This is a genomic window from Bradyrhizobium sp. LA2.1, from assembly GCF_040547725.1.
Classification (GTDB): Bacteria; Pseudomonadota; Alphaproteobacteria; order Rhizobiales; family Xanthobacteraceae; genus Bradyrhizobium; species Bradyrhizobium barranii.
Genome location: NZ_JBEPQI010000016.1, coordinates 84,672 through 109,359, shown reverse-complemented (window position 1 = coordinate 109,359; position 24,688 = coordinate 84,672). Strand labels below are relative to the sequence as shown.

General features: G+C 60.1%; 24 protein-coding genes and 1 pseudogene. 11 read left to right on the top strand and 14 right to left on the bottom strand.

Annotated features, from left to right (window positions below):
* Window positions 1-661 precede the first annotated feature (661 nt).
* Window positions 662-1,453: a hypothetical protein gene (locus tag ABIB95_RS28385; protein WP_354244174.1), complete on the top strand. Its 792-nt coding sequence runs from the start codon at window positions 662-664 to the stop codon at window positions 1,451-1,453.
* 17 nt (window positions 1,454-1,470) lie between these two features.
* Complete coding sequence (locus ABIB95_RS28380; RefSeq protein WP_354244172.1) at window positions 1,471-2,670, top strand: hypothetical protein; 1,200 nt, start codon at window positions 1,471-1,473, stop codon at window positions 2,668-2,670.
* 355 nt (window positions 2,671-3,025) lie between these two features.
* Here the strand turns inward: ABIB95_RS28380 and ABIB95_RS28375 are convergent, their stop codons facing one another.
* The 10 genes from ABIB95_RS28375 to ABIB95_RS28330 form a co-directional block, all read right to left on the bottom strand.
* Complete coding sequence (locus tag ABIB95_RS28375) at window positions 3,026-3,634, bottom strand: glutathione S-transferase (RefSeq protein ID WP_354244169.1); 609 nt, start codon at window positions 3,632-3,634, stop codon at window positions 3,026-3,028.
* Window positions 3,635-3,636: 2 nt separating this feature from the next.
* A complete protein-coding gene (locus ABIB95_RS28370; protein ID WP_354244166.1) occupies window positions 3,637-5,358 on the bottom strand; it encodes an FAD-dependent oxidoreductase in 1,722 nt (573 codons plus the stop codon).
* Window positions 5,359-5,360: 2 nt separating this feature from the next.
* Complete coding sequence (locus tag ABIB95_RS28365; RefSeq protein WP_354244163.1) at window positions 5,361-6,071, bottom strand: SDR family NAD(P)-dependent oxidoreductase; 711 nt, start codon at window positions 6,069-6,071, stop codon at window positions 5,361-5,363.
* Window positions 6,072-6,103: 32 nt separating this feature from the next.
* The gene (locus tag ABIB95_RS28360) at window positions 6,104-6,940 is read right to left on the bottom strand and encodes an SDR family NAD(P)-dependent oxidoreductase (protein WP_354244161.1); all 837 of its coding nucleotides are present in this window, start codon (window positions 6,938-6,940) and stop codon (window positions 6,104-6,106) included.
* Between the two features lie 2 nt (window positions 6,941-6,942).
* Window positions 6,943-7,656: an ABC transporter ATP-binding protein gene (locus ABIB95_RS28355; protein ID WP_354244158.1), complete on the bottom strand. Its 714-nt coding sequence runs from the start codon at window positions 7,654-7,656 to the stop codon at window positions 6,943-6,945.
* Window positions 7,649-8,410 (bottom strand): ABC transporter ATP-binding protein, encoded by a 762-nt coding sequence (locus ABIB95_RS28350; RefSeq protein WP_354244155.1) that lies wholly within the window; start codon window positions 8,408-8,410, stop codon window positions 7,649-7,651. The genes ABIB95_RS28355 and ABIB95_RS28350 overlap by 8 nt, the downstream gene beginning before the upstream one ends.
* Window positions 8,403-9,329, bottom strand: coding sequence for a branched-chain amino acid ABC transporter permease (locus ABIB95_RS28345; protein WP_354244153.1), 927 nt, complete (start codon window positions 9,327-9,329; stop codon window positions 8,403-8,405). Before ABIB95_RS28345 ends, ABIB95_RS28350 begins: the two co-directional genes overlap by 8 nt.
* Before the next feature lie 6 nt (window positions 9,330-9,335).
* Entirely contained in the window at window positions 9,336-10,238 is a 903-nt protein-coding gene (locus ABIB95_RS28340) for a branched-chain amino acid ABC transporter permease (RefSeq protein ID WP_354244150.1), read from the bottom strand.
* A gap of 73 nt (window positions 10,239-10,311) precedes the next feature.
* On the bottom strand, window positions 10,312-11,532 hold the full coding sequence (locus ABIB95_RS28335; protein WP_354244148.1) for an ABC transporter substrate-binding protein: 1,221 nt from the start codon (window positions 11,530-11,532) through the stop codon (window positions 10,312-10,314).
* 30 nt (window positions 11,533-11,562) lie between these two features.
* Window positions 11,563-12,330, bottom strand: a complete 768-nt coding sequence (locus ABIB95_RS28330; protein WP_354244147.1) for an SDR family NAD(P)-dependent oxidoreductase — start codon at window positions 12,328-12,330, stop codon at window positions 11,563-11,565.
* A 126-nt stretch (window positions 12,331-12,456) separates the two neighbouring features.
* Between ABIB95_RS28330 and ABIB95_RS28325 the strand changes: the two genes are divergently transcribed.
* The 3 genes from ABIB95_RS28325 (at window position 12,457) to ABIB95_RS28315 (ending at window position 14,408) form a co-directional block, all read left to right on the top strand.
* Window positions 12,457-13,146, top strand: a complete 690-nt coding sequence (locus ABIB95_RS28325) for a GntR family transcriptional regulator (RefSeq protein ID WP_354244144.1) — start codon at window positions 12,457-12,459, stop codon at window positions 13,144-13,146.
* Between the two features lie 831 nt (window positions 13,147-13,977).
* A complete protein-coding gene (locus ABIB95_RS28320; RefSeq protein ID WP_354244142.1) occupies window positions 13,978-14,202 on the top strand; it encodes a hypothetical protein in 225 nt (74 codons plus the stop codon).
* Window positions 14,199-14,408, top strand: a complete 210-nt coding sequence (locus ABIB95_RS28315) for a hypothetical protein (RefSeq protein ID WP_354244139.1) — start codon at window positions 14,199-14,201, stop codon at window positions 14,406-14,408. Before ABIB95_RS28320 ends, ABIB95_RS28315 begins: the two co-directional genes overlap by 4 nt.
* Window positions 14,409-15,202: 794 nt before the next feature.
* On the opposite strand, the gene ABIB95_RS28310 is transcribed toward ABIB95_RS28315, so the two are convergent.
* On the bottom strand, window positions 15,203-15,607 hold the full coding sequence (locus ABIB95_RS28310) for a YybH family protein (protein WP_354244136.1): 405 nt from the start codon (window positions 15,605-15,607) through the stop codon (window positions 15,203-15,205).
* A 291-nt stretch (window positions 15,608-15,898) separates the two neighbouring features.
* On the opposite strand from ABIB95_RS28310, the gene ABIB95_RS28305 reads away from it, so the two are divergent.
* From ABIB95_RS28305 to ABIB95_RS28280, 6 genes and pseudogenes are all read left to right on the top strand, one after another.
* Window positions 15,899-16,837, top strand: a complete 939-nt coding sequence (locus ABIB95_RS28305) for a hypothetical protein (RefSeq protein WP_354244133.1) — start codon at window positions 15,899-15,901, stop codon at window positions 16,835-16,837.
* A gap of 999 nt (window positions 16,838-17,836) precedes the next feature.
* Window positions 17,837-18,322: a Rid family hydrolase gene (locus ABIB95_RS28300; RefSeq protein WP_354244131.1), complete on the top strand. Its 486-nt coding sequence runs from the start codon at window positions 17,837-17,839 to the stop codon at window positions 18,320-18,322.
* Window positions 18,323-18,353: 31 nt separating this feature from the next.
* Complete coding sequence (locus ABIB95_RS28295) at window positions 18,354-19,007, top strand: hydrolase (RefSeq protein WP_354244128.1); 654 nt, start codon at window positions 18,354-18,356, stop codon at window positions 19,005-19,007.
* 128 nt (window positions 19,008-19,135) lie between these two features.
* Window positions 19,136-19,435, top strand: a complete 300-nt coding sequence (locus tag ABIB95_RS28290; protein WP_212102407.1) for a hypothetical protein — start codon at window positions 19,136-19,138, stop codon at window positions 19,433-19,435.
* A 1,703-nt stretch (window positions 19,436-21,138) separates the two neighbouring features.
* Window positions 21,139-21,681 carry a cytochrome b gene (locus tag ABIB95_RS28285; RefSeq protein WP_354244125.1) on the top strand — a complete coding sequence of 181 codons (543 nt, stop codon included), beginning with the start codon at window positions 21,139-21,141 and terminating at the stop codon, window positions 21,679-21,681.
* A 247-nt stretch (window positions 21,682-21,928) separates the two neighbouring features.
* Window positions 21,929-22,491 (top strand): annotated as a pseudogene (locus ABIB95_RS28280) (P-loop NTPase family protein); the annotation flags it as partial.
* A 342-nt stretch (window positions 22,492-22,833) separates the two neighbouring features.
* On the opposite strand, the gene ABIB95_RS28275 reads toward ABIB95_RS28280, so the two are convergent.
* The 3 genes from ABIB95_RS28275 to ABIB95_RS28265 all read right to left on the bottom strand — a co-directional run bounded on the left by ABIB95_RS28275 (window position 22,834) and on the right by ABIB95_RS28265 (window position 24,683).
* Window positions 22,834-22,980, bottom strand: coding sequence for a hypothetical protein (locus tag ABIB95_RS28275; protein WP_354244123.1), 147 nt, complete (start codon window positions 22,978-22,980; stop codon window positions 22,834-22,836).
* Between the two features lie 90 nt (window positions 22,981-23,070).
* The gene (locus tag ABIB95_RS28270; RefSeq protein ID WP_354244120.1) at window positions 23,071-23,517 is read right to left on the bottom strand and encodes a hypothetical protein; all 447 of its coding nucleotides are present in this window, start codon (window positions 23,515-23,517) and stop codon (window positions 23,071-23,073) included.
* Window positions 23,518-24,347: 830 nt separating this feature from the next.
* Window positions 24,348-24,683, bottom strand: coding sequence for a hypothetical protein (locus ABIB95_RS28265; protein ID WP_354244117.1), 336 nt, complete (start codon window positions 24,681-24,683; stop codon window positions 24,348-24,350).
* Window positions 24,684-24,688 lie beyond the last annotated feature (5 nt).

The window sequence follows — 24,688 nt, the reverse complement described above, 5'->3', positions numbered from 1 at the left end:
CCCGCACGGGCGGGGGCACGTCATCGCGGTTACCGATAACTGCACGTTTGACGCTCAATCCGATCAGCCGTACCGGGCGAGTCCGTAGGTTCGGACGACTTTTCCAAATTTTGGACAGCGGTTTCGGTAGTCTCCGCAAGGTCGCCGCCGTTGGCTGCATAACTATCTGAAATTGCTAGCGGAAAAGGCGCGTTCAGAGGCGGTGCGTTGCTGGTGCGTTGCGGTTTGATGCATAACAATTGGTGTTGGAAGAAGCGGCAAAGAGGATTTTCCAAACGGCAAACCGCGTGGGTTCAGTCGTGGTGCGTTGCTAACGGTTGACGGCTGGGAAACGGTCTTACGCTACGAGCCGGGGATATCCCGGAGGCTCACTTTCGGAGACGGGCATGGCTAAAGCCACGCAAAAGCATGAACCGACCCCAGCGAGGTTCGCGATAGGTATGGGTGGAATCCTATCCCAGTCCGAGACCGTCGTTAGAGCCTTTGGCCGGGACAGGGGGTTTATCCTCATGCTCTTTGCTGTGCTGGCCGGAGTGTTGGTGCCTCTAGGCACGCCCGACATATCGGTTGAGTAGTGGGGATAGTGGGTGATGTATCCCCTTGATCGATCCGTGTTTGATAGGTTGTCATGGTGATTTGCTGCAGCCTCTAGGGTCAGACGATGAAACCTCGCGAAGTCCGCTTGCGTGAATTTCTCAGCAACTCGAATATAGCCACCCCTAAAAGCCCGCCATGGGTCCATAGCGCCCCGTCTAGCAAGCTCATCAAGATCATCCAGGATGAGAAGCTCGTCGCCATGCAGTGCGATGTCTTCAAGGGCGAAAAGCTTTGTTACCTGTTCGTGGGTCGGGCCGCATACAAGGGCAGGGACGCGCTGAACCCGGAGGCCTGGCAGCTTCCGTCTGTGTTCGTCATGAGGTTTGCGACTCCGCCGGCCATCAAGCGCATCTATCCCTTCGATACCGGCGCCTTCGATCGCAACAGGATGCCATCATATCTGACGGCCTTCGACATGCAGAACTTCGAGCTCGGGTCCGATGATGCTTTAATCGGGAGACTGATCTCTCTGTATTTCGACACCCCACGGAGGTACGTGGATCGCAAGTCGGTCGATGAAGACAAGATCAAGGAAGAGCACGTTCTGGACATGAGCCATGCCGAAATCTTGGCTCTCGGGAAATTGTACCGCGAGGGCTCGACCAAGAACTACGATGATCGCGCCGCTGCCATCGAGGTGCAGGTCGGCGAGGACATTCCTCTTCGCAAGCAAGACCTACTCGGTGTTGTGATCCCGGAGGAGTACATGCGGACGGATGGTGTGCGTGAGTCGCTGCTCAAGCTCACAAAGTATATCGAGACCTATCGGTTGCTGCCGCTCAGCCTCAGCCAGCATTATTCGTCGATCTATGACGCCGTCGAACGAATCTACAAGAAGGCTGGAGTCAACATTTGATACCCGATGGGCTGAGGGTGACCGCTGCGCTGCGGCTTTCTCCTGCCGACTCTATCGGCGTGCCAATATTTGAGGCGGGAAACGCGATGTACGTTCCCGAGATGGACGCTGACTACAACATCAGCGCCTTCCTCCTGTATGAGAACGTGGACCATTACGATGTAGTCCGTTATCTCCCGGACGCATATCGAGACAGGCTGTTCCGTGTCGGCGATCCTGCGCCGATTATCTTCTGGCACAAACAGGCGCCCTACATCATTGAGGGGGATGCCGAGAGGGCCAGACTTACAGCCATGTTCGGGGTCGATGCGCTCACTCACCCGGTACTGCGCGATCTCGGCGAGATGCTTGATGATGCTCGTAGTGGCAAGGTTAAGGTGCAACAGGAGGAATGGTTCGCTCAGGAGATCGAGGCGTCCTACAACGACGTTTTCTTGGAGGAGCCAAGCAGAACCCGGTACTGGGTCTCCCGGTATCGTGTGGCATTGGAGAACGCGAGAACGCTGACGCAGCCACCGCACCCGATCGACGTCCGTTTGAGGCGAGCGTCCTCGAGGTGGCTTGAGCTTTATGCGACCAAGGCCGAATTTCCGATGCTGACATCGATCCTGGGGGAAGCATCACAGGGAATCTATTCCCTTAAGCAGATCACAGACATCATGTTCGCTTACATGGCTCACCGGGTCGGGGCGGTCAGCAGCGTAGAGATCACGCGTTGGTTGGAGGACGACACCGTTCGGAGCCTCTTCGGTCGCGGCCTGTACGATATGTACCTGCTTGACGGGTGGCCCCACGTCCCATTCGAATACATCAAGCCGGACTTCCTCGGCCTTCTGAAGGAACGTTTGACCCAGGGATGGGAGCGTGAAACGTGGAAGGTAGCCCGGCTCGTGTCCGTGCTGATCCTCGGAAGCAAGGAGGCCCCGAGGGAGATTGATGACCTCGCCATGGTCTACATGAGGGAGATTCTTAGGGGCTACGAGAGGGCCTTGTATCACGCGCAGAACAACTTCGGCCGCAATCCGACCTACAACGATGAGCTGCCGGTCGAAGTGGCCAAAACTATCGTGGAGAGACATGAGCAGGCGACTGACTTGAGCTGCATCATGCATGGCGACGACCGAATGAGGGGCAAGGTGCAACTCAACAGGTTCGGACTTGATGAAGAGCGAGCCAAAATGTACCGAGACTACATCGCCAATTTTCGAACGTATTAGGGAGTGCCTTGCAGTGGGCCTACGCTACGACGTGGCCTGATACGTCGTCTCTCATCCTGCTCTTCATCGGTATTAGAGCATAGCGCTGCATAGCCTCACCCTGCTTAGGATAGCACTATCGCCCGATTTCGGTGCTGGGGGACGAATGAAGATTAGGTCCGACCTGACTGAAGATTGAGGAGATCAAAAGGCACTTTTGGGCTCGATATGCACCTGGTTCGTTGCTCACATCTGTAAATCATTGAAATTTCAGAGAATGCGAACGCCCTCCGAGCGCACCACAATCCCCCATGCAATTACGTTGCTAGAGCGGATTCTCTGTTGGTCTAGGCTCCGAGTGAGACTAGCCGCAAGCTCAAACAACCGGGTGCCGCGTCGCCTGCATCGACGGCCGCACATCGAAGCTGGCGAACCATGCGGCGCATTTCGGATGGCGCGAGCGCCAGCCGAAGTCGGGGAAGCGCAGATCAAGATAGCCGAAGGCGCAGGCGAAGCTGATTGTGCCGATGTCGACGCGCTCGCCCGTGGGGGCAGCCCTCTCAATCGCGGAAATCGAGGTTTCGACCTTGTCCAACTGGCCATCGAGCCAGGGCTGCCAGAGCTTCTCGGGAGGACGGACCGCTAGCTCGTAGCGCGAGAGCAGCGCGGCGGCCAGAATGCCGTCGGCAGTGCTCTGATCGCCCAGCGCTCGCCAACGTTGCGCCTGCGACTTCGGAAACATTTTTCCGCCGGCGAGGTCATTGAGATATTCGCAGATAACGCGGCTGTCAGCGAGGGAGGTCCCGTCATCCAGCAGCATGGTCGGCACTTGGCCCAGTGGGTTATGCGCGATGATGGTCTGATCGCGGTTGATTGGATGCGCTGCGCTGGGAAGCTGCTCGATGCGGTCGGCAAGGCCAAGCTCGTGCGCCGTGACTAGCACCTTGCGGACGTATGGCGAAAAGGGCGAATAATAGATCTTCATGGTTACGCCTCATCTTGTTTTACGTTGGCGAGTTCAAGCCCGGCGATGTAACCGAAGGTCAAAGCTGGGCCGAGTGTGATCCCGGCACCCGGATACGCGCCGGCCATGATCGAGTTCATGTCGTTGCCGGAAGCGAACAGCCCCGGAATGGGACGGCGATCGTTGTCCAGCACACGGGCCTTAGCATCAGTCTTCAGACCGGCGGCCGTCCCGATGTCGCCGGGGAACACGCGCACCGCGTAGAACGGCGGTGTCTCGATCGGCCCGAGGCACGGGTTTGGCTTGTGCGCGGGATCGCCGAGATAGCGGTTATAGGCGGTGCTGCCTTTGCCGAATGCGGGATCGTTGCCGCTGGCGGCGGCATTGTTCATCTGGTCGATACTCCCGGCAAGATTGGCTGCATCGAGGCCGAGCTTGCGTGCCAGCTCGTCCACCGTGTTGGCGGCAACGAGATAGCCGCTGTCGAGGAAGCGCGAAAGCGAACGTGCGGCCGGCCGCACTAGGCCGAGACCGTAAGTGCGTAGGAAGCTGGCGTCGCAGACGAGATAGGCCGGGATCGTCGGCTCGCTCTCGTGAGCGCGATGCATGGCCTCGACGAACTCGTGATACGAGGTTGCTTCGTTGACAAAGCGCCGGCCGGCCTGGTTGACGGCGATCACACCCGGCTTCTGGCGGTCGAGGATGAGATGGGGGAAGCGGATCTCGCGGCCGTCAGGGTTGCGCATGACCGAGACCGGCGTCCAGAACGCGTTGCCGACATTGTCCGTCTCGATCGATGCGCCGGCCTCGCGTCCGAGTTTGAGGCCGTCGCCGCTGTTGCCGATCGGGGCCATCGAATAATGCTGATCGGCATTTGGCAGCATGCCGGCCCGCATCGCGGCGTTCGCGGGAAAGCCGCCGGTCGCGAGCACCACGCCCCGTCGCGCACCGATGCACAAGACGTGTCCATCGCGCTCGACTTCGAGCCCAATGACACGCGGCCCGTCCAGCAACAGCCTGGTTGCGGCCGTTCCTGTCCGCAGTGGGATATTTCGATCGAGTGCGGATTTCAGCAGCCGCGCCGCGAGCGCGTTGCCCATCAGCAGCCTTGTGCCGCGTGGGTAGCGCAGGCGGTCGAGGCCGTAGCGCAGCAGCAGCTTTGTGGAGTCGCGAAAATTGGCCCAGGAGGAACGGATGCCGAGCAGGCTGTCGATGTCCTTGCGCCCGACCATCATGCCGCCGAACACCAGGAATTCGGCGATCGGATTCCGCAGCATATTGAAATGCTCGCCGAGCTCGCGGCCATCGAACGGAGCTGGGTCGATGGTGCGGCCGCCGATCGATGCTCCCTCCAGGTTCGACTGGTAGTCGGGTGACACGGCGCGCGGGATGAAGCGCAGGGCGGTGTTGCTCTCCATGAAGCTGACCATGCGCGGGCCGGCGTCGAGGAAGGCGTCGATCATGTCGCGACGCATGCGATTGCCAAGGATGGCCTGGAGATAGGTGAGCACCGCCTCCCGGCTGTCGTCGACCCCGACCTCGCGACTGTGCGGGTTCATCGGAATCCAGACCGCTCCGCCGGACACCGCCGTGCTGCCGCCGATGCTGTCGGTCTTCTCAACGACGAGAACGTCTAGGCCGTGATGTGCCGCGGTGAGGGCCGCGGCCATTCCGCCGGCGCCGGAGCCGACGACTACGACGTCGTGCTCTTCATCGAAACCGGGCGAAAACTGAGCTGCTGACATGTCTAGATTCCCAGGCCACCGCCAAGCGATTTGCCGCCGTCGACCAGCAGGACCTGACCGGTGATGAAATCCATGCGCGGCGAGGCAAGGAAGGAGACGGCGTTGGCGATATCCTGCGGCCGTCCAGCCTTTCCGGTCGGCTGAAGGGCAAGCTGCGCCCCCAGGCGTTCGGGTGTGAGCGCCGCCAGAATCGGCGTGTCGATCAGTCCGGGCGCTATGGCGTTGACCAGGATGCCGCGCGGCGCCAGTTCCATCGCGGTTGCGCGCGTCAAGCCGACGACGGCGGCCTTCGAGGCCACGTAGTGGGCATGGTTGGTTGCGCCGAGAAAGGCGCGGGAGGCGATGTTGACGATCTTGGCGCCGGGCTGCATGCGCGCGGCGGCCGCCTGGGATAGGCTGAAGAGAGCGATGAGGTTGATCTCGTACATGCGGCGGAAGTCCTCCGCCCTGAGATCGAAGAACGCGCGCTCGTCGAAGATGCCGGCGTTGTTGACGAGGGCCGACAGTGGACGTTCCCCTGCAATCAGCGATGTGACCGCATCGTGCTGACGCAGATCGACGGCGGCTGCGCGTGACGTCACATTGGCCGTGGAAATTTCGGCGGCGCAGGCTTCGGCCGCCGCGCGATCGAGGTCGACGACGAGGACCTCGAATCCGTCCCGGGCCAGTCGGGCTGCGATCGCGTTGCCGATGCCGCGCCCGCCGCCGGTCACGAGTGCAAGTGGTGGCTGGGTTGAAGGATCTGTCATGGTTTCTTCTCCATGTTTTTTGAATTGGCGTCGGCACGCGCGAAGTCGGCCCCGTGGCGGTGGGTCAGGAAGCCGGCGGTGAGTCCGCCGTCGACTTCGAGCACGGCGCCATTGACGTAGGAGGCTTCGTCGCTGAGCAGGAACGCGATGGCCGACGCGATCTCGGCGGGTTGCGCCAGCCGGCCGAGCGGCGTGCGATCCAGCATGACGTCGTTGAGAAAGGCGGCGGGAATGCCGTCGCGGATCATCGGCGTGTCGACGCCGTTTGGCGCCACCGCATTCACGCGCACGCCGCGATGGCCCCATTCCACCGCCAGCGTTTTGGTGAGGCCGACCAGTCCCCATTTCGACGCCGCGTAGTTGGCCCGGCCCGGCTGACCGCCCTTGGCGGTGATGGAGGCGATGGTAACGATCGCGCCGTGACCTTGCGCGAGCAGCACCTCGCCGACGGCGCGGCAGGTGTAGAAGACGCCTTTCAAATTGATGTCGAGCACGTCAGAGAACGTCTTGTCGTCCATCGTTTCCGCGGCTGCAGCACGGGCGATACCTGCGCAAGGGATGGCGCCGTCTAGCCGGCCGAGTTGTCGTACGGCATCCGCGACGAAAGCGCTGGTCGCGCCTGCGTCGCGCGTGTCGAAGGCCTGAACGACCACCCGTGCGCCTGCGGCCTGCAGTGAAGCCTGCAACGCCGACAGGCCTGCCGGGTCGAGATCAGCTGCCGCGATGTCCGCACCCTCGCCGGCGAGCTGATGAGCGACGGCCTCACCGATCCCGCGTGCGGCTCCGGTTATGAGATAAGCCTTGCCGACGAAGCGTCCGGGTCGAGAGGCCATGATCAGCTCCCGAGATAAGTGCGCTTGATCGCTTCGTTCTGGCGCAACGCATCGGATGCGCCTTCGAGCACGATCTCGCCGTTTTCGAGGACGTAGGCATATTGCGAAGTGGCCAGCGCGACGGCCGCGTTCTGTTCGACCAGGAGGATGCTGAGGCCATCGGCGTGCAAGCGGGCGATTATGTCGAAGATTTTCTGCACCAGCACGGGCGAGAGGCCGAGCGAAGGCTCATCGAGCAGGAGCAGCCGCGGCCGTGCCATCAACGCGCGGGCGATCAGCAGCATCTGCTGCTCGCCGCCGGACAGCGTGCCCGCCTTCTGCTTCAGCCGCTCGCGAAGCACCGGGAAGTAGGCGAAGACGCGATCGAGATCGCTGCGGACGCCCGCGGGGTCGCTGCGGCCATAGGCGCCCATGTCGAGGTTCTCGCGCACGCTCATGTCGCGGAAAACCTCGCGGCCTTCCGGCACCTGGGAGATCCCGGCCTTGACCACGTGATGGGATTGCAGGCGGTTGAGCGGCCGACCCTGGAAGTGGATGGAGCCGCCGGTCAACGGCACCAGCCGCGAGATAGTATTGAGCGTCGTGGTCTTACCGGCCCCGTTGCCACCGAGCAGGGCCACGATCGAGCCGGCGCTCATCTTGAGGCTGACATTGCTCAGGGCCTGAATGCGTCCGTAGGCGGCCGAAATGCCTTTGATTTCGAGCAGGTCAGGCATGGGCAGCCTCCTTGCCGAGATAGGCCTCGATCACGGCCGGATCGTTGCGCACCTGCTGCGGCGTTCCCTCGGCGATCTTGGTGCCGAAGTTGAGCACCGTGACGCGATCCGAGATCGACATCACGAGCTGCATGACGTGCTCGACGATCAGCACCGTGAGCCCGTCCGTCCTGACGAGGTCGGTGAGCAGGCGATCGAGGGACGTGATTTCTCGGTTGCGTAGGCCTGCGGCAGGCTCGTCGAGCAGCAGGAGACGTGGCCGGATCGCAAGCGCGCGTGCCAGCTCAAGCAGTTTCTGGTGGCCGAAGTCGAGATTCCTGGCCTTGTGCTCGCGATAGGGGCCAAGGCCGGTGCGTTCGATGACGCTCTCGATGTGGCGCATCACCACCGGCGGCTTTGCCTGGAGCCAGTCCCTCAACGAACCGCCACAATGGACGTGCGCGCCGATCATGACGTTCTCGAGCACGGTCAGTTCGTTGAAGAGCTCGAGATTCTGAAACGAGCGAGCGATGCCGCGGCCGGCCATCTCGGAGGCCGGCGCCCGGGTGATGTCCATGCCGTCGAACACGACCCGGCCGGAGGTCGGCTGATAGAAGCGGGAAATGCAGTTGAAGGTGGTCGACTTTCCGGCGCCGTTAGGGCCGATCAACGCATGGATGGTCCCTTGCGCGACGTCGAGGCTGAAATCACTGACCGCGACAAGTCCGCCGAACCGGACGGTGACGTTCTCGACCTTGAGCAGGGCGTCAGGCACGGGCGAACCTCTTCAAATTGTCGCCGACGAATGCGAACAGGCCGCGCGGTGCAAACATCATGAAGACGATGAGGATCAGTCCGTAGATGATCTCCTGGTAGGAAGGGGCCTGGCGCAGCAGCTCGGAGATCAGGCCGAAGACGATCGCGCCGCCGATCGCGCCGGAGAAGGAGCCGAGCCCGCCGACGACCACCATGGTGAGCACCAGGATGGTGGTTTGGAAGCCGAGGCTATCAGGATGGATGTAGGTCGAATAGATCGCGAACATGGCGCCGGCCACGCCCGCGAAGAAGGCTGAGAGTGCGAAGGCTGCGAGCTTGGTGGTCCGGACCGGCACGCCCATCGCAAGTGCGGCGACCTCGGACTCGCGCACGGCCCGGAAGGAACGCCCGAGCCGTGATCGTGCAATCACGACCGTCGCCCAGATCACCAGCATGGTGATGGCGAGCACGACGGGGTAGGCCTGTCTGTCGCTGATGATCTCGAAACCATACAGGCTGGCCGGTGGAATGCGCAGGCCGTTCGGCCCGCCGGTGACCGGCGTCCAGCTCAGGAATACCCATTGCATGGCCTCGCCGAATGCAAAGGTGGCGAGCGCCAGGTAGATGTCGCGCATTCTCAGCGCGAGCGTCCCGATACACAGCCCGACCAGCGCGGCGACGAGACCCGATGCGAGGACCGACAAGGGGAACGGCCAGCCGAAGGCGGCGTTGGCAAGACCGCTGGTGTAGATGCCGATACCGTAGAAGGCCGCCTGCGCGAGCGAGAACTGGCCGGCTTCGCCGATGACGATGTGCATTCCGAGACAGAGCACGGTGAAGGTGAGCAGCAGATTGGCGAGGTAGATGACATAACCGCTGGAAACCATCGGCAGCACGATCAAGCCCGCTAACGCCGCGAGAAGGCCGATGATGCGCATGGCGGCTCAGACCTTCTTGATCACGATGCGGCCGCCGAAAAGGCCTTGAGGCCGCAGGATCAGCACCAGCATGATGGCAAGGAACGGAGCGAGGGTGATGGCGCGCGACGATACGAACAGCCCGACCAACTGCTCGACGATGCCGATGATGAAGCCGCCGACCACGGCGCCGGGCAGGCTGGCGAAACCGCCGACGATCGCGGCCGCGAAGCCGAGCGTGACGACCGTGCCCATGTCCGCCGTCATCAGCAGCTTGGGTGAAATCAGCAGCGCTGCGATCGCCGAGATCGCGCCTGACAGGCCCCAGATGATCGTGTGGATCCGGTTGAGATTGACCCCGACAAGCTGAGCCGCTTTGGGATTCATGCCGACCGAGCGCATGGCGCGGCCGAGCTTGGTGTAGCCGAACATCCAGAAGAAGGCCGCCATGACGGCGATTGCGGTGCCCAGAATCACGAGATCGAGCCGGGTCACGCTCGCCTGTCCGATCATCAGTGAATCGGTCGAGACCAGTGCGGGAAACGAGCGCGGCGTGTCGCCAAAGCCGGTCTGGCGCACGAGGCCCTTCAGCACATAGGAGAGACCGAGCGTCGCAATCACGAGGTTGACTGGACTACCGCTCGCATGGGCGACCTGGGCGAGGACGACGCGGCGGAACAACGCCGCTCCGGCGAACGCGACGACGATGGTCATCGGGATCGCCGCCCAGGCCGGCACCGCGCGAAACACGAGCAAATAGAGCGCGATATAGCCCGCCGCCATCAGCATCTCGCCTTGCGCGAAGTTCGGCACCTCGGACGTCCTGAAGATGATGACGATCGCGAGCGCCAGCAGCGCGTAGACGCTGCCGACGACGAGGCCTGAGGCGACGCCCTGTTGCAGGAAAAGGAGGGCGAGTTGCAAATCCATGAATGCGCCGTTCGAGAACCGGGTTGGGGAAGAGGATGCGAGGCCGCGCGGATGGAGCGCGGCCTCGAGCGGTTCAGCCCTTGAATTGCCAGCGGCTGGTATAGACGCCGGGCTGCAGTATCTGGTTCGTGCCGTCGAACTTGATGAAGATGGTCGACTTGTTCGCAGCGCGCTCCTGCGGGCCGAATACGACGGGCCCGGCCATCACGCCGCTGTCGAAGTTCTGCTTCTTTAAGGCGTCGAGCACCTTTTCGCGCGTCGGCTGCGGACCGGCGTCCTTGAGGGCGTTGACGATGCTCATCGCGGAGGGAATGCCGTAGGGCATATAGGCCTGCGGGTGGTCCGGCTTGGCGGCAAGGTCGGGGTAGGCCGCCTTGTACATGTCGTAGACCCATTTGATCTTCGGTCCGCCAGGCAGGTCGGCCAGGACGTCCTGCACGTAGAAGTTCTTCAGCGCGTCCTTGCTACCGACATTCTCTGCGAGCTGCGACAGGTTGGCCGTACCGGTGACGGACAGGATGATCGGCTTGTTGAAGCCGAGCTCGTAAGCCTTCTTGATCAGCAGGGCGGCGGGGCGCGCATAGGTGACGATCGCGATCGCGTCCGGATTGGCGGCGCGAAGCTTGAAGAACGGCGCGGTGACGTCGGTGATGGTTGGGCTGATCGATTCGACCAGCAGATCGACCTTGTGCGCTTCCGCGTCGGCCTTCGATCCTTCCAGGTTCCATACGCCATAGGCGTCGTCGTGGTTGATGTAGGCGATCTTCTTGGCGCCAAGGGTTTTTGCCGCGAAATCGATGATCGCTCCTCCGACCGCATATTGCGAGATCGAGAAGGCGCCGAAGATGTAGTCGGTCGGCGGATAGAGCGCCCCGTCACCCGAGGCATTCAGCATGATCAGCGGAATCTTGGAGCGGACGACATAGTCCTTTGCGGCGACGACCGCGGCCGAGCACGATCCGCCATTGAGTAAGAACACCTGGTCCTGCTCGACGAGCTTCTTCACCGCGGCGACGAGATCGTTGGCATTGCAGCGGTCATCTTCGAGGACCACCTCGATCTTGCGGCCGTTGATGCCGCCGTCCTTGTTGATCTTGTCGTAATACATTCGCGCCGCGTTCGCGACGTCGAAGCCATAGGCCATGTTCGCTCCCGACAGCGGTGCGAACATGCCGATCTTGATGGTCTTGTCGGTGATGCCTGGTTCCTGCGCGAAGCTGGCTACCGGCAGGCTCATGGCGGCAAAACATGCGGCGGCCAGTGCGGCTAGCCGGCCGGGTGCTCTGATCGACATTCTTGTTCCTCCCCTTTTTTGTTGAACCCGTTATTGCATCCGGTAGCCGCCGTTGACGTCGATGGTGACGCCGGTGATGTAGGACGCGCCCGGCGAGACCAGGAAGCGCACGGCTGCCGCGACATCGTCGGGCGTGCCGAGCCGTCCCAGCGGAATCTGGGCCGAAGCCTTCTCGTCGTCGGCGGGATCGAGCGACAGACGCAGCATCGGCGCGTCGATCAGCCCCGGCGCCACCGAGTTCACGGTGACGGTCCGCGGCGCAAGCTCGCGCGCCAAAACCTTGGTGAGACCAAGCACAGCTGATTTGCTAGCGATGTAGGACGCGCTGGACCTGTAGCCGCCGAGCTGGGCCGCAACGGACGACAGTGTCACGATGCGTCCGCCGCCGACGGAGGCGGGCAGGCGGTTTGCGAATTCCCGGCAGCACAGAAACGTCCCGGTCGCGTTGACGTCCTGAGTCGTCTGCCATTCGGTAAGGTCCGTCTCTGCGACGAAATTGCGCGAGCCGTCGGGCCGCAGCATCAGGACGCCAGCCGCGGTCACCATGACGGCGATATCGCCCAATGCATGCTGGGCGCGATCGAACGCCGCCTTGACCTGCGTCTCGTTCGAGACGTCGGCGACAATGGCGATGTGGCCGGTGCCGGCGAGTTGCGGCAGCAGGCCGTCGAGTGCGTCCCGGCTGCGGTCGAGAGCCACCACCCGCAGGCCATCTTCGGCCAGCGCTCGGCAAATAGCCGCACCAATCCCGCCGCTCGCCCCTGTCACGAGGGCGGCGCGCCGCTCCTTACCATTCACGCGTTTCGCTCCCCGGTCTCTTGATTGGATACAATCCAATGGTAATTTTGAGCAAATGTCAACAATATTGCATTGATCGCGACAATATTTTATCCAATCTTCATCTTCGCATGTGGATGAGGCCCTGTGACCAGCGCATCGGATGTCACTGAATTGCTGCGTGAGCGCATTCTGTCGGGCGATGTGCCGTCAGGCTCGCGGCTGCAGCAGATTCCGCTATCGGAAGCCCTTGGCGTCTCACGCACGCCGCTGCGTGAGGCGCTTGCGCAACTCGCGAAGGAAGGACTGCTCATCTACGAACCGAACCGCGGTTACGCGGTAAGGGCGTTCTCAACGGCCGAAATCAGCGCGGCTTTCGAGGTGCGCGCGCGGCTGGAGGCGCTGGCGTGTGGCATCGTAGCGAGACAGGGCGCCTCAGTGGAGGTGCTCGAACGGCTGCGCGAATGCGTTGCCGAAGGTGATCGCATTCTTTCGAAGGGTGTTCTAGATCCACACGATCTGATCCCCTATCGCCGTATGAACGTCGATTTTCACGAGACCATCATCCAGACCTGTGAGAACCCCTTCGTCAGCAGTTTCGTGCGGCAGTGTCACAACGTTCCGATGGCGTCAGACCGGGTTTTCATTTGGGAAGATTATCAGGTCATCGCGCGCTCCCACGACGATCACCATCGGATCCTAGATGCGATCGCTAAGCGTGAGGCCCAGCGCGCGGAGAACTTGATGTCGGAGCACATCCACTTCGCGCTCCTCGTTCTGCGCAAGAAGCTCGAAGAAGATGGCCGGGCCGCGCAATTGCACGACGACCGAAAGTAACCATCGAAACAGCGCCTTCGTCCGTACGTTGGTAGCCAACGGTAGTCCTGGCCCCGCGCATCGCGCGTAAAGTGACCTCACCGGTGGTGTATCGCGCCGATTGAGGCGATGGGTGCGCATGAGGAGCAATCGGGAAGCTGCTTTTAGTTTCGGCTTCTCATGGCGGGGCTGCCGCATGCGATGGACGGGAGAGCGCCCTACACCTTCGTATCGTTCCGTCACCCCTCTAGATGCCGGACCATTACCTACGTTCAATTGAGCTGCTTATCGTGATCGTCTTAGGCTGCATGCGTTGAAAAGGCGCACAGGCTCATCAAGTGCGACAGTGAAAGAGGATGATCGACGAACAGCTGCGATAAAGCCAAGAGGAGGCTACGATGCTCAACTGCTCCGAAAGCATTAAATCTGGCAGTGCCGCACGATGCGCAGTTTGTGAAGGCAAGTTTGGTCTCGTCCGGCGCTACTCGTGGCGAACGCCTCTTTGTTCCAAGAAGTGCGTCGATCGCTTCAGAGCTCGCAGGGAAAGTGACCGCCATTGGGTGGGCTGGCTCCAGATCACCTTCAACCAGCTGCCAGAGAACCGCGCGAGGGCTTTGTGATGGTTCAGATCTCACAACGAGGCAAGGCATATCTAGAGACAGCACGGACTTTGCTCCGCGCAGCCCAAACCATGACCGACTCAGCGATTGCGGGCCAGCTTAAGGCCCTTGCCGACGACTACGAGCGGCGAGCTGAGAAAGCTTCGCATGTTGATGCGGCCAAAGCATTCGCCCGATCGGCTGCTAGCGCTGAACGCGAATGGCGTGCATGACCGGGTGGGTAGCTTCAAACATGTTCCTCGAATTCTGTACCATTGAAGCGCTGAACCTGCGCCCCGGCTCCAAGGAGCTGGAGGCATTCAACGTCGAGCGTGTGCGAGGCTACCTCGAGTGCAATCTCAGCTGCAAGAAGAAGGAAGTGATCCACGCGCTAGGCCTGCATCTGCGCACGGTGGCCAAGGCCATCAAGATCATCCGGGCAAATGCCCATCGCAGCGATGGGGCTCTCCAGTCGTGATCAGGGTCATCGCCGTGCTCTGCAGTCTCTCCTCTCCGGCACATTGCCACGAGCAAACCGTCACCACCTCGGACTTCGCCGACGTCTCGATGCAGTCCTGCCTCATGGGCGCGCCGCAGCTCGCCGAGTGGATGAAGCTGCATCCGGCAGAACGCCTGGCGGGTTGGCGCTGCGTGATCGGCAAACAGGATGGCAGGGGAGCTTAGGGTGGAAAGGCGCGTCCCCGGATGCGTTGAACCGCTTGAAGGCTGCGATTACTGACTGGGACCGTTCGATAGCCACGAAGGCCCTGCCGATCGAGTAGGTCCTTTTTTTGCGTTGCATGAGTCTGGAAGTGGCCCATACGTCGATAAGATTCTCAAAGGCACCATGCCTTCCGTTCTGCCAGTAGAGCAACCAATTCAGTTTGATCTAGTGATCAACGTGAAGACTGCCAAAGCACTCGGCCTCGCCGTGCTGCCCTCGCTACTTATCTGCCAATCAGGGGATCGAATAGAGCCGCCGTTTGCTCTCGGCGTCAGTCCAGTTGTGGCCCATCAGCGAAGTAACTGCAGCTCTCATTGAAGTCTGCTTGGTCGGGCATAACGGACAAGATTTGTTCAGGTTGAGCTCTTCGCATTTCGACCCAAGGCGGACATTGCAGGCGGAGCTTATCGTCATGGCGCGGGCCTACTGTGCCGGTTGTCGAATCGCCATTTTATCGGAGGCTTCCGCCAAAGATTTGGGACATCTCGGCTTGGCGATTGTGCCGATGCAAGACCCCTGGGCGCTTAGGCAGCTTCATCTTTGTGCGCGCGATTTCTCCGCGCTCACGCCGCACGCCGGTTTGCTCGCACAACAGCTTATGGAGCCGAACGTCGCTATCCCTTAAGCGCTTCCGGGCGTCGCTCGGTCGGGTTCAAGGCGGCGATGGCCGCCTCGAGATTGAAGCGGCCGATCCGCGCCTCGCCCGATGGCGCCGAGAAGAGTGGCTCCGGCGCCAAGAGCTGCCGTCGCGGTGTCAGCCGGGCTTTCGTACCGCCGTCCCTTGATTGTTATCGCTTATGAACCGCCAGCGCCCATCCGCGCCGCGGCGCACGATATCGCACGCCGTGCCTTTGAGGTGCACCTTCTTGCCGTCGCGACCCGTGCCATCGATCCACCAGTCATACACGAGCTGGGCGATATCGTCGGCGACGAACACATGGCGCATCTTAGTCACGAGTGGCACGCCGGGCTTGACAAAGCGCTCGAGTCGGACGGCGATGTCTGCGTGACCAGTGACGGCTCGCCCGTCATCCTCGACGAACACGCACTTCGGGTCGAACATTTCAATCAACGCGCTGACCTTGCCGGACTTGAGTCGCTCGATCCGCGACGGGACAACGCCTTCGGGTTCAGTAGGGAGTGGAAAGGACTCGGACATCAGGGATCTCCTCTTCGGGTTGTTGAACCACAATGCGGGACGAAATTTTCCAATTGCCGGTATGTATGAGTCCGATTGCAGCTTCGGCGAATATGCCGTCGCACGTCGCAAGTAAGCTCGCTGGCTAGACGCCACAATTGGTCATTTGCGATGGGTGGGTTCGACAGGACCGAAGGAAAAGAATTACGCCGCGTCGATGGCAATCGATTCAATAACTGATGGTCATTAGACATCGAGTTCGCGTTCCTATTTTCGTCTCGCCTGCAAGGGAATTGGGAAAATTGGGTTATAGTGAAATACACAACGAGATTATTTGCCGAATTTCTTGCGGTTACCTTCGTGGGAGGAATTGGGCTTGCGGTCGATACCACGGGTATATCTCTTATCCTGTTTCCCGAGATAGCCGCTTTAGCGTATGATGTATTCACGCGCCCCCGCGGAAAATGGGCAAGCCAACCAATCAGACTGATCGCTACCCCTACGATCACCGCGATCCTGGGGGTGATGATTACTCGCCACTGGGAATACAGCGCCCTCGCAGTAACTGTTGTTGCCCTCCTGAGCCTATTTGTTATTAAACTGCTCCGATCGAACATCGGAGCTGCGATCTCTGCCGGCGTGCTTCCAATGGCCCTCGGCGTGATGAGTTGGGGTTACCCCGCCGCCATTCTCGCGGGACTCGCCGTACTCGCCATTGCGTTGACGTTCTGGAAGCGCCTTGATCCCGATAGTTACCTATCTGAGGGGGGCAAGGAGAGCCGGATTATTGAGACCGCCGAAACTCCGCCGAGAGATCGGTTCTGGATCTTCGCACTGACGGCATTCGTCTTCGCGCTGGGAGCCGTGGCTCAAACAACGGGATTGCGCTTCCTGTTATTCCCTCCGCTGATCGTCGTAGCCTATGAGTTATTTGGTCACCCGGACCTTCCTGGCTGGATGTCACGGCCGGTATTGTTTCCTCTCGTATGTTTCCTGACCGCATCCGTCGGCTTACTCTTGAGCACGGGCTTTCACACAGAATTTTTGGGCGTGACGGTTACCATGCTTTGCTCGATTGCTATTTTACGGATGTTCAAAGTCCATATGCCGCCAGCCCTCGCCGTTGGTTTAATACCGTTCGTCATCGTCCATCCCACCTTTTGGTATCCGATCTCGGTGTTCTTGGGCGCCGCCGCACTAATCGCGGCCACCGGAACATACAGCTTTATTACTAGTAGATATTTCCGCTAACGCTTCATGCTGAACCATCAGATTGCCGGTCAGTGTCTCACGTTGTTTTCGTGGGGCTGCAATCCTATTACGCTCAGAAGGCTTACTCATCCGCGTTGCCCCTTGAGTCGGCTGCACCGGACCCGAGGCCATCAAATCGGACGGCGGCGGGAGTGGCGTTGCCGGGCTTGCCGTGGCCGCTGGTCGATCGCCTGTAACGAAAATGACGTCCATCGCTTTCCTTCATCATTTTCCGTTTCTGGTTGCCCCGACCCCGCGCAATCCTTGCCGTTCTCGCGCGACATCTACGAAGTTCTCAGAACTCACCGAGCGAAGTTCGCGACGTCGTTTGTGCAAACACGACGGCATTGATTGCCGATTCAGCGACAGAACATTGGTAGTGCGAGCGTCTCTGTCTTTCCACGTTTGTCCCACTTACTCATATCATCCCCAGATCACTATGCCTGGAAAAGGTGCCCAGCAAAATTTGACAAACTTCGAAGCGATTTCGCTCGGACTGGAACCGTTAGGTGTCGTTACGAATAACTCTTGTTCGACAGTATAAAGGCTGAGAGTGCCGTTCGATATTCGGGTAGCGACGTGGGCGACGCGCTTCTCATCGCGGAACGAGTCGAGGTCTGAAACGCCCGGCGGCGCGGACACGCTCCGCTCGTTAGCGGCGGCTTCGGGCTAAAATGCGAAAAACTCCGCGCGAGGAAATCTGATTCACTCCAACCCATTAGGCTAAACCCAGAACGACGTCTCGCCACTTCGCGATGGGCCATGTGTGGGCGGCTCCGGGTTGGCAAGAAGAATTTTAACTTTGCAGCATTGGTCGTAACGACCATGAGTTCGGCCAGTTAGCGACGCGGCCGCAATAACGATCGTCTATCGACTCTATGGCTAGAGGTGATTTCCCTCGCCGACTTTACAAGGTCATCTTCCAAAGCATCGTCATACCGAAACTTTCAGTGCCGCCACCGAGACGCGATGCCGGATTGAAAAGCCAGGAGGCTCGAGTTGCAAAGCAACGAAGTAAACGCAGTCGCAGCAAATGGAAAAGAGGCCGCCTATTTCGGTGTGCCGTGGGAAGATGCTTATGGATACGCGCAGGCGATCAAGGTTGGTGACACTATCCATGTCTCCGGCCAGCTCAGCCACGACGAGAAGGGGCACCTGATCGCGCCTGCTTCTCTCAACGAAACCGGCAAGCCGGCCGAGTTCTCGATGATGGAACAGCAGATGCGCGCAACCTACGCCAATGCCGTCAAGCTTTTGGCGCGCTTCGGGGCAACGCTGGACAACGTCGTCGAAGAGACGCTCTATGTACTCGATGTCGACGCTGCATTCAGCGCCGCGGGCAAGGTGCGCAAGGATGCATACGGCACGGCACGACCCCAGTGCGCCAGCAACTTGATCGGTGTGACGAGACTAGCCTTTCCTGAACAGCTCATCGAGATCGCCTTCAAGGCTGTGCTGTCGGGAGCAGAAGCGAAGCGGCGGTGATAAATCCCCGATATCCGGAGTTAACGAAATCATGACACAAGGACCTGGAACCGCGAGGGCAACGCCCGACATCCCGATCGAGCCGAAGGATTGCGCCTTGGTGCTGGTCGATCAGCAGGCCGGACTTGCTTTCGGCGTGGGATCGATCGATCGCCAAATGCTTCTGAACAACGTGATCGCTCTGGCGCGCACTGCCACCGTTTTCGGCATGCCGATCGTGGCGTCCACGTCCGCCACCAAGGTCTACAGCGGTCCCCTGATGCCCGCGATTCAAGCCGCGATTCCCGAAGTCGTGGCGATCGACCGCCGCAACATGAACATGTGGGAGGACGACGCTGCGCGCGACGCGATCGTGGCGACTGGACGGCGGAAACTGATCTTTTCGGGGCTGCTAACAGAAGCTTGCGTGACTTTTCCGGTGCTCTCCGCGCGCGCGGCGGGGTACGAGGTACACGTCGTCGGCGACGCTTGCGGCGGGCTCACTCCGGTCAGTCACGATCTGGCGATGCGACGAATGGAGGCAGCGGGGGCGAAGCCGACGTCGTGGATCCAGCTCCTTCTGGAACTCCAGCGCGACTGGACCCGCGCCGAGACCTATGAGGGGGCGCGGGCGATCGTGGAGGCTCACGGCGGCGGATACGGTATCGGCCTGGCCTATGCGCGGGATATGATCAATCCCGCGTAAGAAACGCGCCGATTATCCGTCGGAGTTGTTCCTGCGCCCCGAGCGCTGGCGCATGGGGTTAGGTTCACAGCGTAGGAAATCGTACTGCGAATATTTCATCCTGAGATCCATTTGACAGGAACTCTACGATGACCGATGTCAATGCTAATGCTAGCAACGGTAGTGTAGGTATGCGGCTCCTGCTTTCATTTTTCATTGTGGTGCTGATGTCGTTCGGTGGGTACGCCGCTTTCGTCTCCGCTCCCGCGACACGGGCCAACGCGAAAATCCAACTCGATCGTGAGATCGAAGTTGAAGATCTCGCATTCTGTGAAAAGCTCGGAATACGCGCTGACACGAGCGGCTTTGGTGTGTGCAGCCAACAGCTCGCGCTTGTTCGACAAAAGCAAGCCGACCGGGACAGTGCCGCAGCTGCAGGTCTTCCCTAAATTAGCGGACGCGAAGTGGACGGCCATCTCTGGGAGCCCGACCTGAGGCGAGGCTTGCGCTCAGCCCCCTACGAAGTCGGCCAGAAGCGCAGCATCGTGACTACGCCCTTCCTTCAGCTCGTCCCAGTCGGCGAAACGCCCGATCAAGACACCGTTTACGAGTTCAAGAAGGTGACCAACGAAGAGCCGAAGCGCGCGCTTCCCGTCGAACTACCTCGCGACCGACGGCTAGGGGCAGCCAGGTGTTTATCCTGTCGCAATTGAGGGACTGGAAAAGATAAAAGCACGGCATTTTCCAACGCCTGCACGAAACCTCCAAACGACAAGGACGGACGGCTCGGGTTGGCACGCGCAACTTCGATTGGTCCAAGGACGACAACTGGTTTAGAAGTCTCTCTGCAGACGCAGCTGCTGGCATTCCTCGCTACAGCATCACGCGGCGCGGCGACAATAACGATCGTCTATCGGTTTTATGGCGCGAAGTGATTACCTTTGCCGGCGTTGCAAGGTCATATTAGTCGGTGGCGGATAGGCATGTTTAACACGAACTGGATCTACCCTGAAGATTCAAGTCGGCAGCCTCGCAATTGCTGTCGCTGTGGCCGCCACGGCCTACTGGTCTGCTGTGCCCATCAATGGCACGTCGATCAAGGCGGCGGTACCAGCCGTGACGATGGACGTGCGCTCTCGGTGCGATGTCGTGCCCGTATCCCACCTATGGCTCGTATTGCAGCTATCCGACCTATGACTATCCCGGCTTCTCTTACGTCTGGTGGTGACTACAACTGGTAGCGACGCCAAAGCTTGGCAGCGTGCGGCTCCCTCGTGAGATGGAAGTAGCCATGGAAAAAATGAGGATGCATGCCGAAATGAACAATCCTGCCGAGCCTCGGCCGGTCAATCCACGGGCTGTCGCATGAGCAATCTAGCGAACTGGCTATACCTTATCGGATCACTGTGCTTTGTTCTTGGTACAGTGATCAACATGCTTCCAGTTTGAGGAAGACCAACATGTATTTGAGAGATTTTAGGCGTTCCTGGGTCATGCGTACATCGCTCTTGGGTCGTGTGTCACGAGCATCGCCATGAGTACCGGTGATGCGCAACTGGACGAGAGATGAAGGAGGGCTCTTCGGTTCGGCAATCATCTCAAGCCACCGCAAGCTGTTTGCGGTCAAGAGCCGTGATGGTGAGCGTTGCGGAGAAGCCAGGACACGGTTCCGACGGGCACGGTCGAGAGAGGCGAGCGCAAGTAAACCACTGCAGAAGTGTCGAAGACCGATTTGGGCGATGTCAGAACTGGGGGGACGCTTCCTTCGGGATCAGCTCGGGGGATGCCTGGTCCGTTCCGAGCGACGTCCGGCATGTGGGCGGCGCGAAGCTCGACCAGGCTGTCATATGGAACGTGAGAGCCTGTGCTCCGTTGCGGCGATGGCGCGAAGGGAGAAACCACAAGCGGCTCCAACCGCTAGGGCGAGAGTACCGCTGCGGAGCCCAGGGTCGGAGCAGCCCGTAGGTGCGAAGAGTCTGCAATGGAGCTGGAGCGAAGGGGCTGCGTTGTTCAGCGTTTCATTAGCTAACTGGAAACGGGAGAACTGTTGGTGGACAAGGCAAAGCCGGGCAAGACCACTAAGCGCTCAAATCTCTGGCGACGCGCCGCCACCGTTCATCAACCGCTGCGGCGGGCTTAAGATCGGAGTTAGATGATCGGTTTGCGCAGCACTTCCTCTCGCTACGGCGCCGGCGCGCAGGCCTTCCATTGGCTGACCGTCATGCTGGTTCTGGCCGCATATGTGCTCAGTAGGGGCGACGGCTATTCACTCTATTCCGCCGCGGCGGACGGGCTCCGCAGGATTCACGAGACGCTCGGGCTGCTCGTCTTCATTGTCGTCGTGCTGCGGCTGCTATGGCGGCTGATCGACCGCCCGCCGGCGAAGCAACCTATGTCGCGATGGATGACTGTAGCCGCGAAGCTCGTCCAGTTCGCGCTTTATGCGCTCCTCATCGCGATTCCAGCGACGGCGGTGCTCGGTACCTGGCTCGAGGGGATTCCCGTCACCCTTCCCGGATTCGACATCGCCCCCCAGATCGCCAAGGCGCATGGACTGGGGCAGCTGATCATGAAAATACACGCCACTCTCGGCAACGTCATCCTCTGGGTTTCCGGCGTGCATGCAGCGGCGGCTCTCTTCCATCACTTCTATCTTCGCGACGAAGTCTTTCGGTCGATGGCTCCGGGCGCATGAACGATTAGATCGAATTAGTCCGAGCTACTGCGGCGAGGCGTTATTCCTCTGAAACCGGCGAGGTGGCCGGCAGAATCACTCGGTTTCATGTCGCGCTGCCAAACCCGATAATTGCATTGTTGCACCAACACTCTTCCTGCCTTTTCTAATCATCCCCATCCGATGCCGCTCGAAACGGCCTCATTTGTTGAGGACGGCGGTGGTACATCATTTCATTCAATCGGAAGCGATTTCGCGTGGTGCTCACATGCTGCGCACCACGTTTGGTGCCGCTATCGCTTGCTTTCTCGAAGATTCGACCGTCGTCGAGGTAATGCTCAACCCTGACGGGCGATTTTGGAACGACCGGCTGTGGAGTAGCTTGGCAGATACGGGAGAAATGGTGCCCCCTCCAGACGGGGAGCCCATCGTCCGATTGGTTGCCCACCATGTCGGTGCCGAAGTCCACGCAGCCAGCCCGCGTGTTTCGGCCGAACTTGCTAGGGACTGGAGAGCGTTTCGAGCGACTTTTGCCGCCGATAGCTGCGGCTCCGGTGTTCGCGACCCGAATGCCTACGGTCGCGGTGTTGACATTGGATGACTGCGTGGCAACAGGCGTTATGACCTCGAGGCAAGCCGCTGCTTTGAAATGCGCGGCCGAAGCGCGCAAGAAATCTTGTGACCGGCGGCACCTTCAGAGCCAAGACGACGCTGATCAGCGCATTGCGAGCTGAGGTAGACAAGGCTTCAGATCCAGTTGTTCTCATCGAAGACACCAGAGAGCTCCAATGTCCATGGCATGGTGTTCTCCCTCGAATCGTCCCAATCCGAATAAATCGTAACCGCTGAAATCACTCACCCCTTTTTGGATCAGCAAGGCCAGGTCAGTATCACCCACAATCCAACGCGCGGCGTCGTCGGCGGCCCTGAACTCTACAGCCCGGATCAAATGTTGCCGATGACGTGACGAGGTTGTCGCACGACTATGGGTCAGAGCTCAGCGCTGGTGACGACAAAACTGCTAGCTGCCGTTCATCGTGATCTAAGAGCATATGCCGAAGTGCTAAAACGAGAGGTGGTCATCCGCTTCCTTGCAAAGCACCCCACACGGTTTCGCGACGGTCGCCGTGCGTTATACCGGGGCGCCGCTCGCGACCTTCGGTGTCGCAGCTGTCAGGCGACCTCCTCGATCACGAGCTCTCTTCCGTTGAAGGAGATCGCGTCACCGTCGCGCTTGCCCTCCAACTCAACATAGATCGGGGACTGGGTGGAGATGCCCATGATCTCGCTGCCGTCGCACACAAACTTGCCTGTCGACACGACAATAGCAAAGGCCGCCGTTTAGCTTCACCACTGAGCCTTCCTCGAACTCGCTCTTAGGTCTGTAGTCGATCGCCGCGAGTTCCTCGATTATGTCGGAGTGCGAGTGAACGGTGTCGTCGAATGATTCGGAGAGGTCGGTCGCGAGCTCTGCTTGCGCTTGCTCGATCGTCTTCTTCGATCGGCCCACCTCAGCGCGTTGAGAACTGAGGTCGTCAGCGAGACCGCAGCGACGAGAACCGAATAATACCAGGCGGCAAGCCCAGTGAAATGGAAAGCGGTGGGGGCGGTGACCACACCTAAAGCGCCGTCCATCCAGAGATGCAGCCAATTAGGGATGACCGGGACGAGCCCCGTCGTGTGGTCCGTGAGAGCCGGCAGCAGTAGTGTCGTGGCGCGGGTCACCACCGAAAGCCACAGCCCGACAGGACCGCCTTTGCCTAGCTTCAGCAGGAATGGCGCGACCATCAAGACGATGATAACAGGATAGTCGATTAGGTAGGTGTGGATGGATTTTGCGATAAAGCGAAAGGGCATGGCGTAACTCCTGCATGCTGGGCTGCTCGATCGAGTTCTTGGGGCATCGAGAGCAGGGGCTGCGCACACGAACGGCGGATCGACCGCTTTGTGAACGATAGGACGCGTGCTGCCACCAAGTATCGATGAGATGGATAAGGAGAGTATTCCGGCCTGCGCGCCGTTAGAAATGTTAGATCGTTATCGTTTTCATTCTCTCCGGCACCCGCGTGTAAAGCTTTCCGACGCTAACGCCCCCGTGCAGGAGGTGAGAGCAAGCGATCGAGTAGGAACCTCTTCCATTAGAACGCTCCCGGTTTGTCATCCGAACTGACGCCTACGCAGCGCCGGCGGAGCGAGGGCCTTTCGTCCCATCGAATGTTTGAGTGAATCTTGCTCTGAGCCCGTGTTCACAGTTCGTCCAAAGTAGCGTGAATCTGCGCATTGTTCTTGCCATGACCCAATTGCTCGGGGACGCCGTCCTCTTCGATCTGATACGAACGAAGACGCGTTTCGCTTCTGACCGATGGTTTGAAGGGGCGGTCTCTAGTGCGTCCGGAAGGTTCGAGTGAAGCTGCTGCGGCTCTGTTACCCTGCGTCAAGTGCACCTAACTCGATGGACCATACATTGGTATCCGGCATTCCGCATGCGAAGACGGTCAGATGGACATAGGCGAGTCACCAAATGTGCGGGTGGATCTCGCCATGAACGCCGAGCCAACCCTGCCGATCTTGCGCGGGGTTTGAACTCTGAAGTCCGCCGTGCGACGTGATGCCATGTCGGTGCATGCGTTCGCTATCGGCGGGTCATTCAATTGCGAAAAGCGCTCCACCCATGCTTTTTGCAGAAGTCAGACTGCGACGTCGAGCGGCGACAGGCGCATGTGTCGGCCAATGGCGGCGAACGCGACCGTGACGACGGCGCTGCCGACGAACACGAGGCAGCCGCCTAGGCTCGACGCGCCGAGCACCTTGGTTTTGCCTCGCGCGCAGCCGGCCTTAGGCTCGGATCCGCTAGGCTGTGGTGGGGCAGGATCAGGGACGCGCTGCTCACGACCTAATCCTGAGTTAGGTCGCGCGATTCGCGGCGTGAGCTCATTGAACAGCAGCCCGAAGCCGCGCCGCCGTGTTTGTTTGCGGATCACTCCTTGCAACATCAATCCAATCTCAGGCAAACTTGTTCCCAAGAACC

Coding starts and splice junctions, on each gene's coding strand:
- ABIB95_RS28385 (WP_354244174.1), top strand. CDS start 662: ATGAAACCTCGCGAAGTCCGCTTGCGTGAATTTCTCAGCAACTCGAAT.
- ABIB95_RS28375 (WP_354244169.1), bottom strand. CDS start 3,634: ATGAAGATCTATTATTCGCCCTTTTCGCCATACGTCCGCAAGGTGCTA.
- ABIB95_RS28370 (WP_354244166.1), bottom strand. CDS start 5,358: ATGTCAGCAGCTCAGTTTTCGCCCGGTTTCGATGAAGAGCACGACGTC.
- ABIB95_RS28360 (WP_354244161.1), bottom strand. CDS start 6,940: ATGGCCTCTCGACCCGGACGCTTCGTCGGCAAGGCTTATCTCATAACC.
- ABIB95_RS28355 (WP_354244158.1), bottom strand. CDS start 7,656: ATGCCTGACCTGCTCGAAATCAAAGGCATTTCGGCCGCCTACGGACGC.
- ABIB95_RS28345 (WP_354244153.1), bottom strand. CDS start 9,329: ATGCGCATCATCGGCCTTCTCGCGGCGTTAGCGGGCTTGATCGTGCTG.
- ABIB95_RS28340 (WP_354244150.1), bottom strand. CDS start 10,238: ATGGATTTGCAACTCGCCCTCCTTTTCCTGCAACAGGGCGTCGCCTCA.
- ABIB95_RS28335 (WP_354244148.1), bottom strand. CDS start 11,532: ATGTCGATCAGAGCACCCGGCCGGCTAGCCGCACTGGCCGCCGCATGT.
- ABIB95_RS28320 (WP_354244142.1), top strand. CDS start 13,978: ATGTTCCTCGAATTCTGTACCATTGAAGCGCTGAACCTGCGCCCCGGC.
- ABIB95_RS28310 (WP_354244136.1), bottom strand. CDS start 15,607: ATGTCCGAGTCCTTTCCACTCCCTACTGAACCCGAAGGCGTTGTCCCG.
- ABIB95_RS28295 (WP_354244128.1), top strand. CDS start 18,354: ATGACACAAGGACCTGGAACCGCGAGGGCAACGCCCGACATCCCGATC.
- ABIB95_RS28290 (WP_212102407.1), top strand. CDS start 19,136: ATGACCGATGTCAATGCTAATGCTAGCAACGGTAGTGTAGGTATGCGG.
- ABIB95_RS28285 (WP_354244125.1), top strand. CDS start 21,139: ATGATCGGTTTGCGCAGCACTTCCTCTCGCTACGGCGCCGGCGCGCAG.
- ABIB95_RS28270 (WP_354244120.1), bottom strand. CDS start 23,517: ATGCCCTTTCGCTTTATCGCAAAATCCATCCACACCTACCTAATCGAC.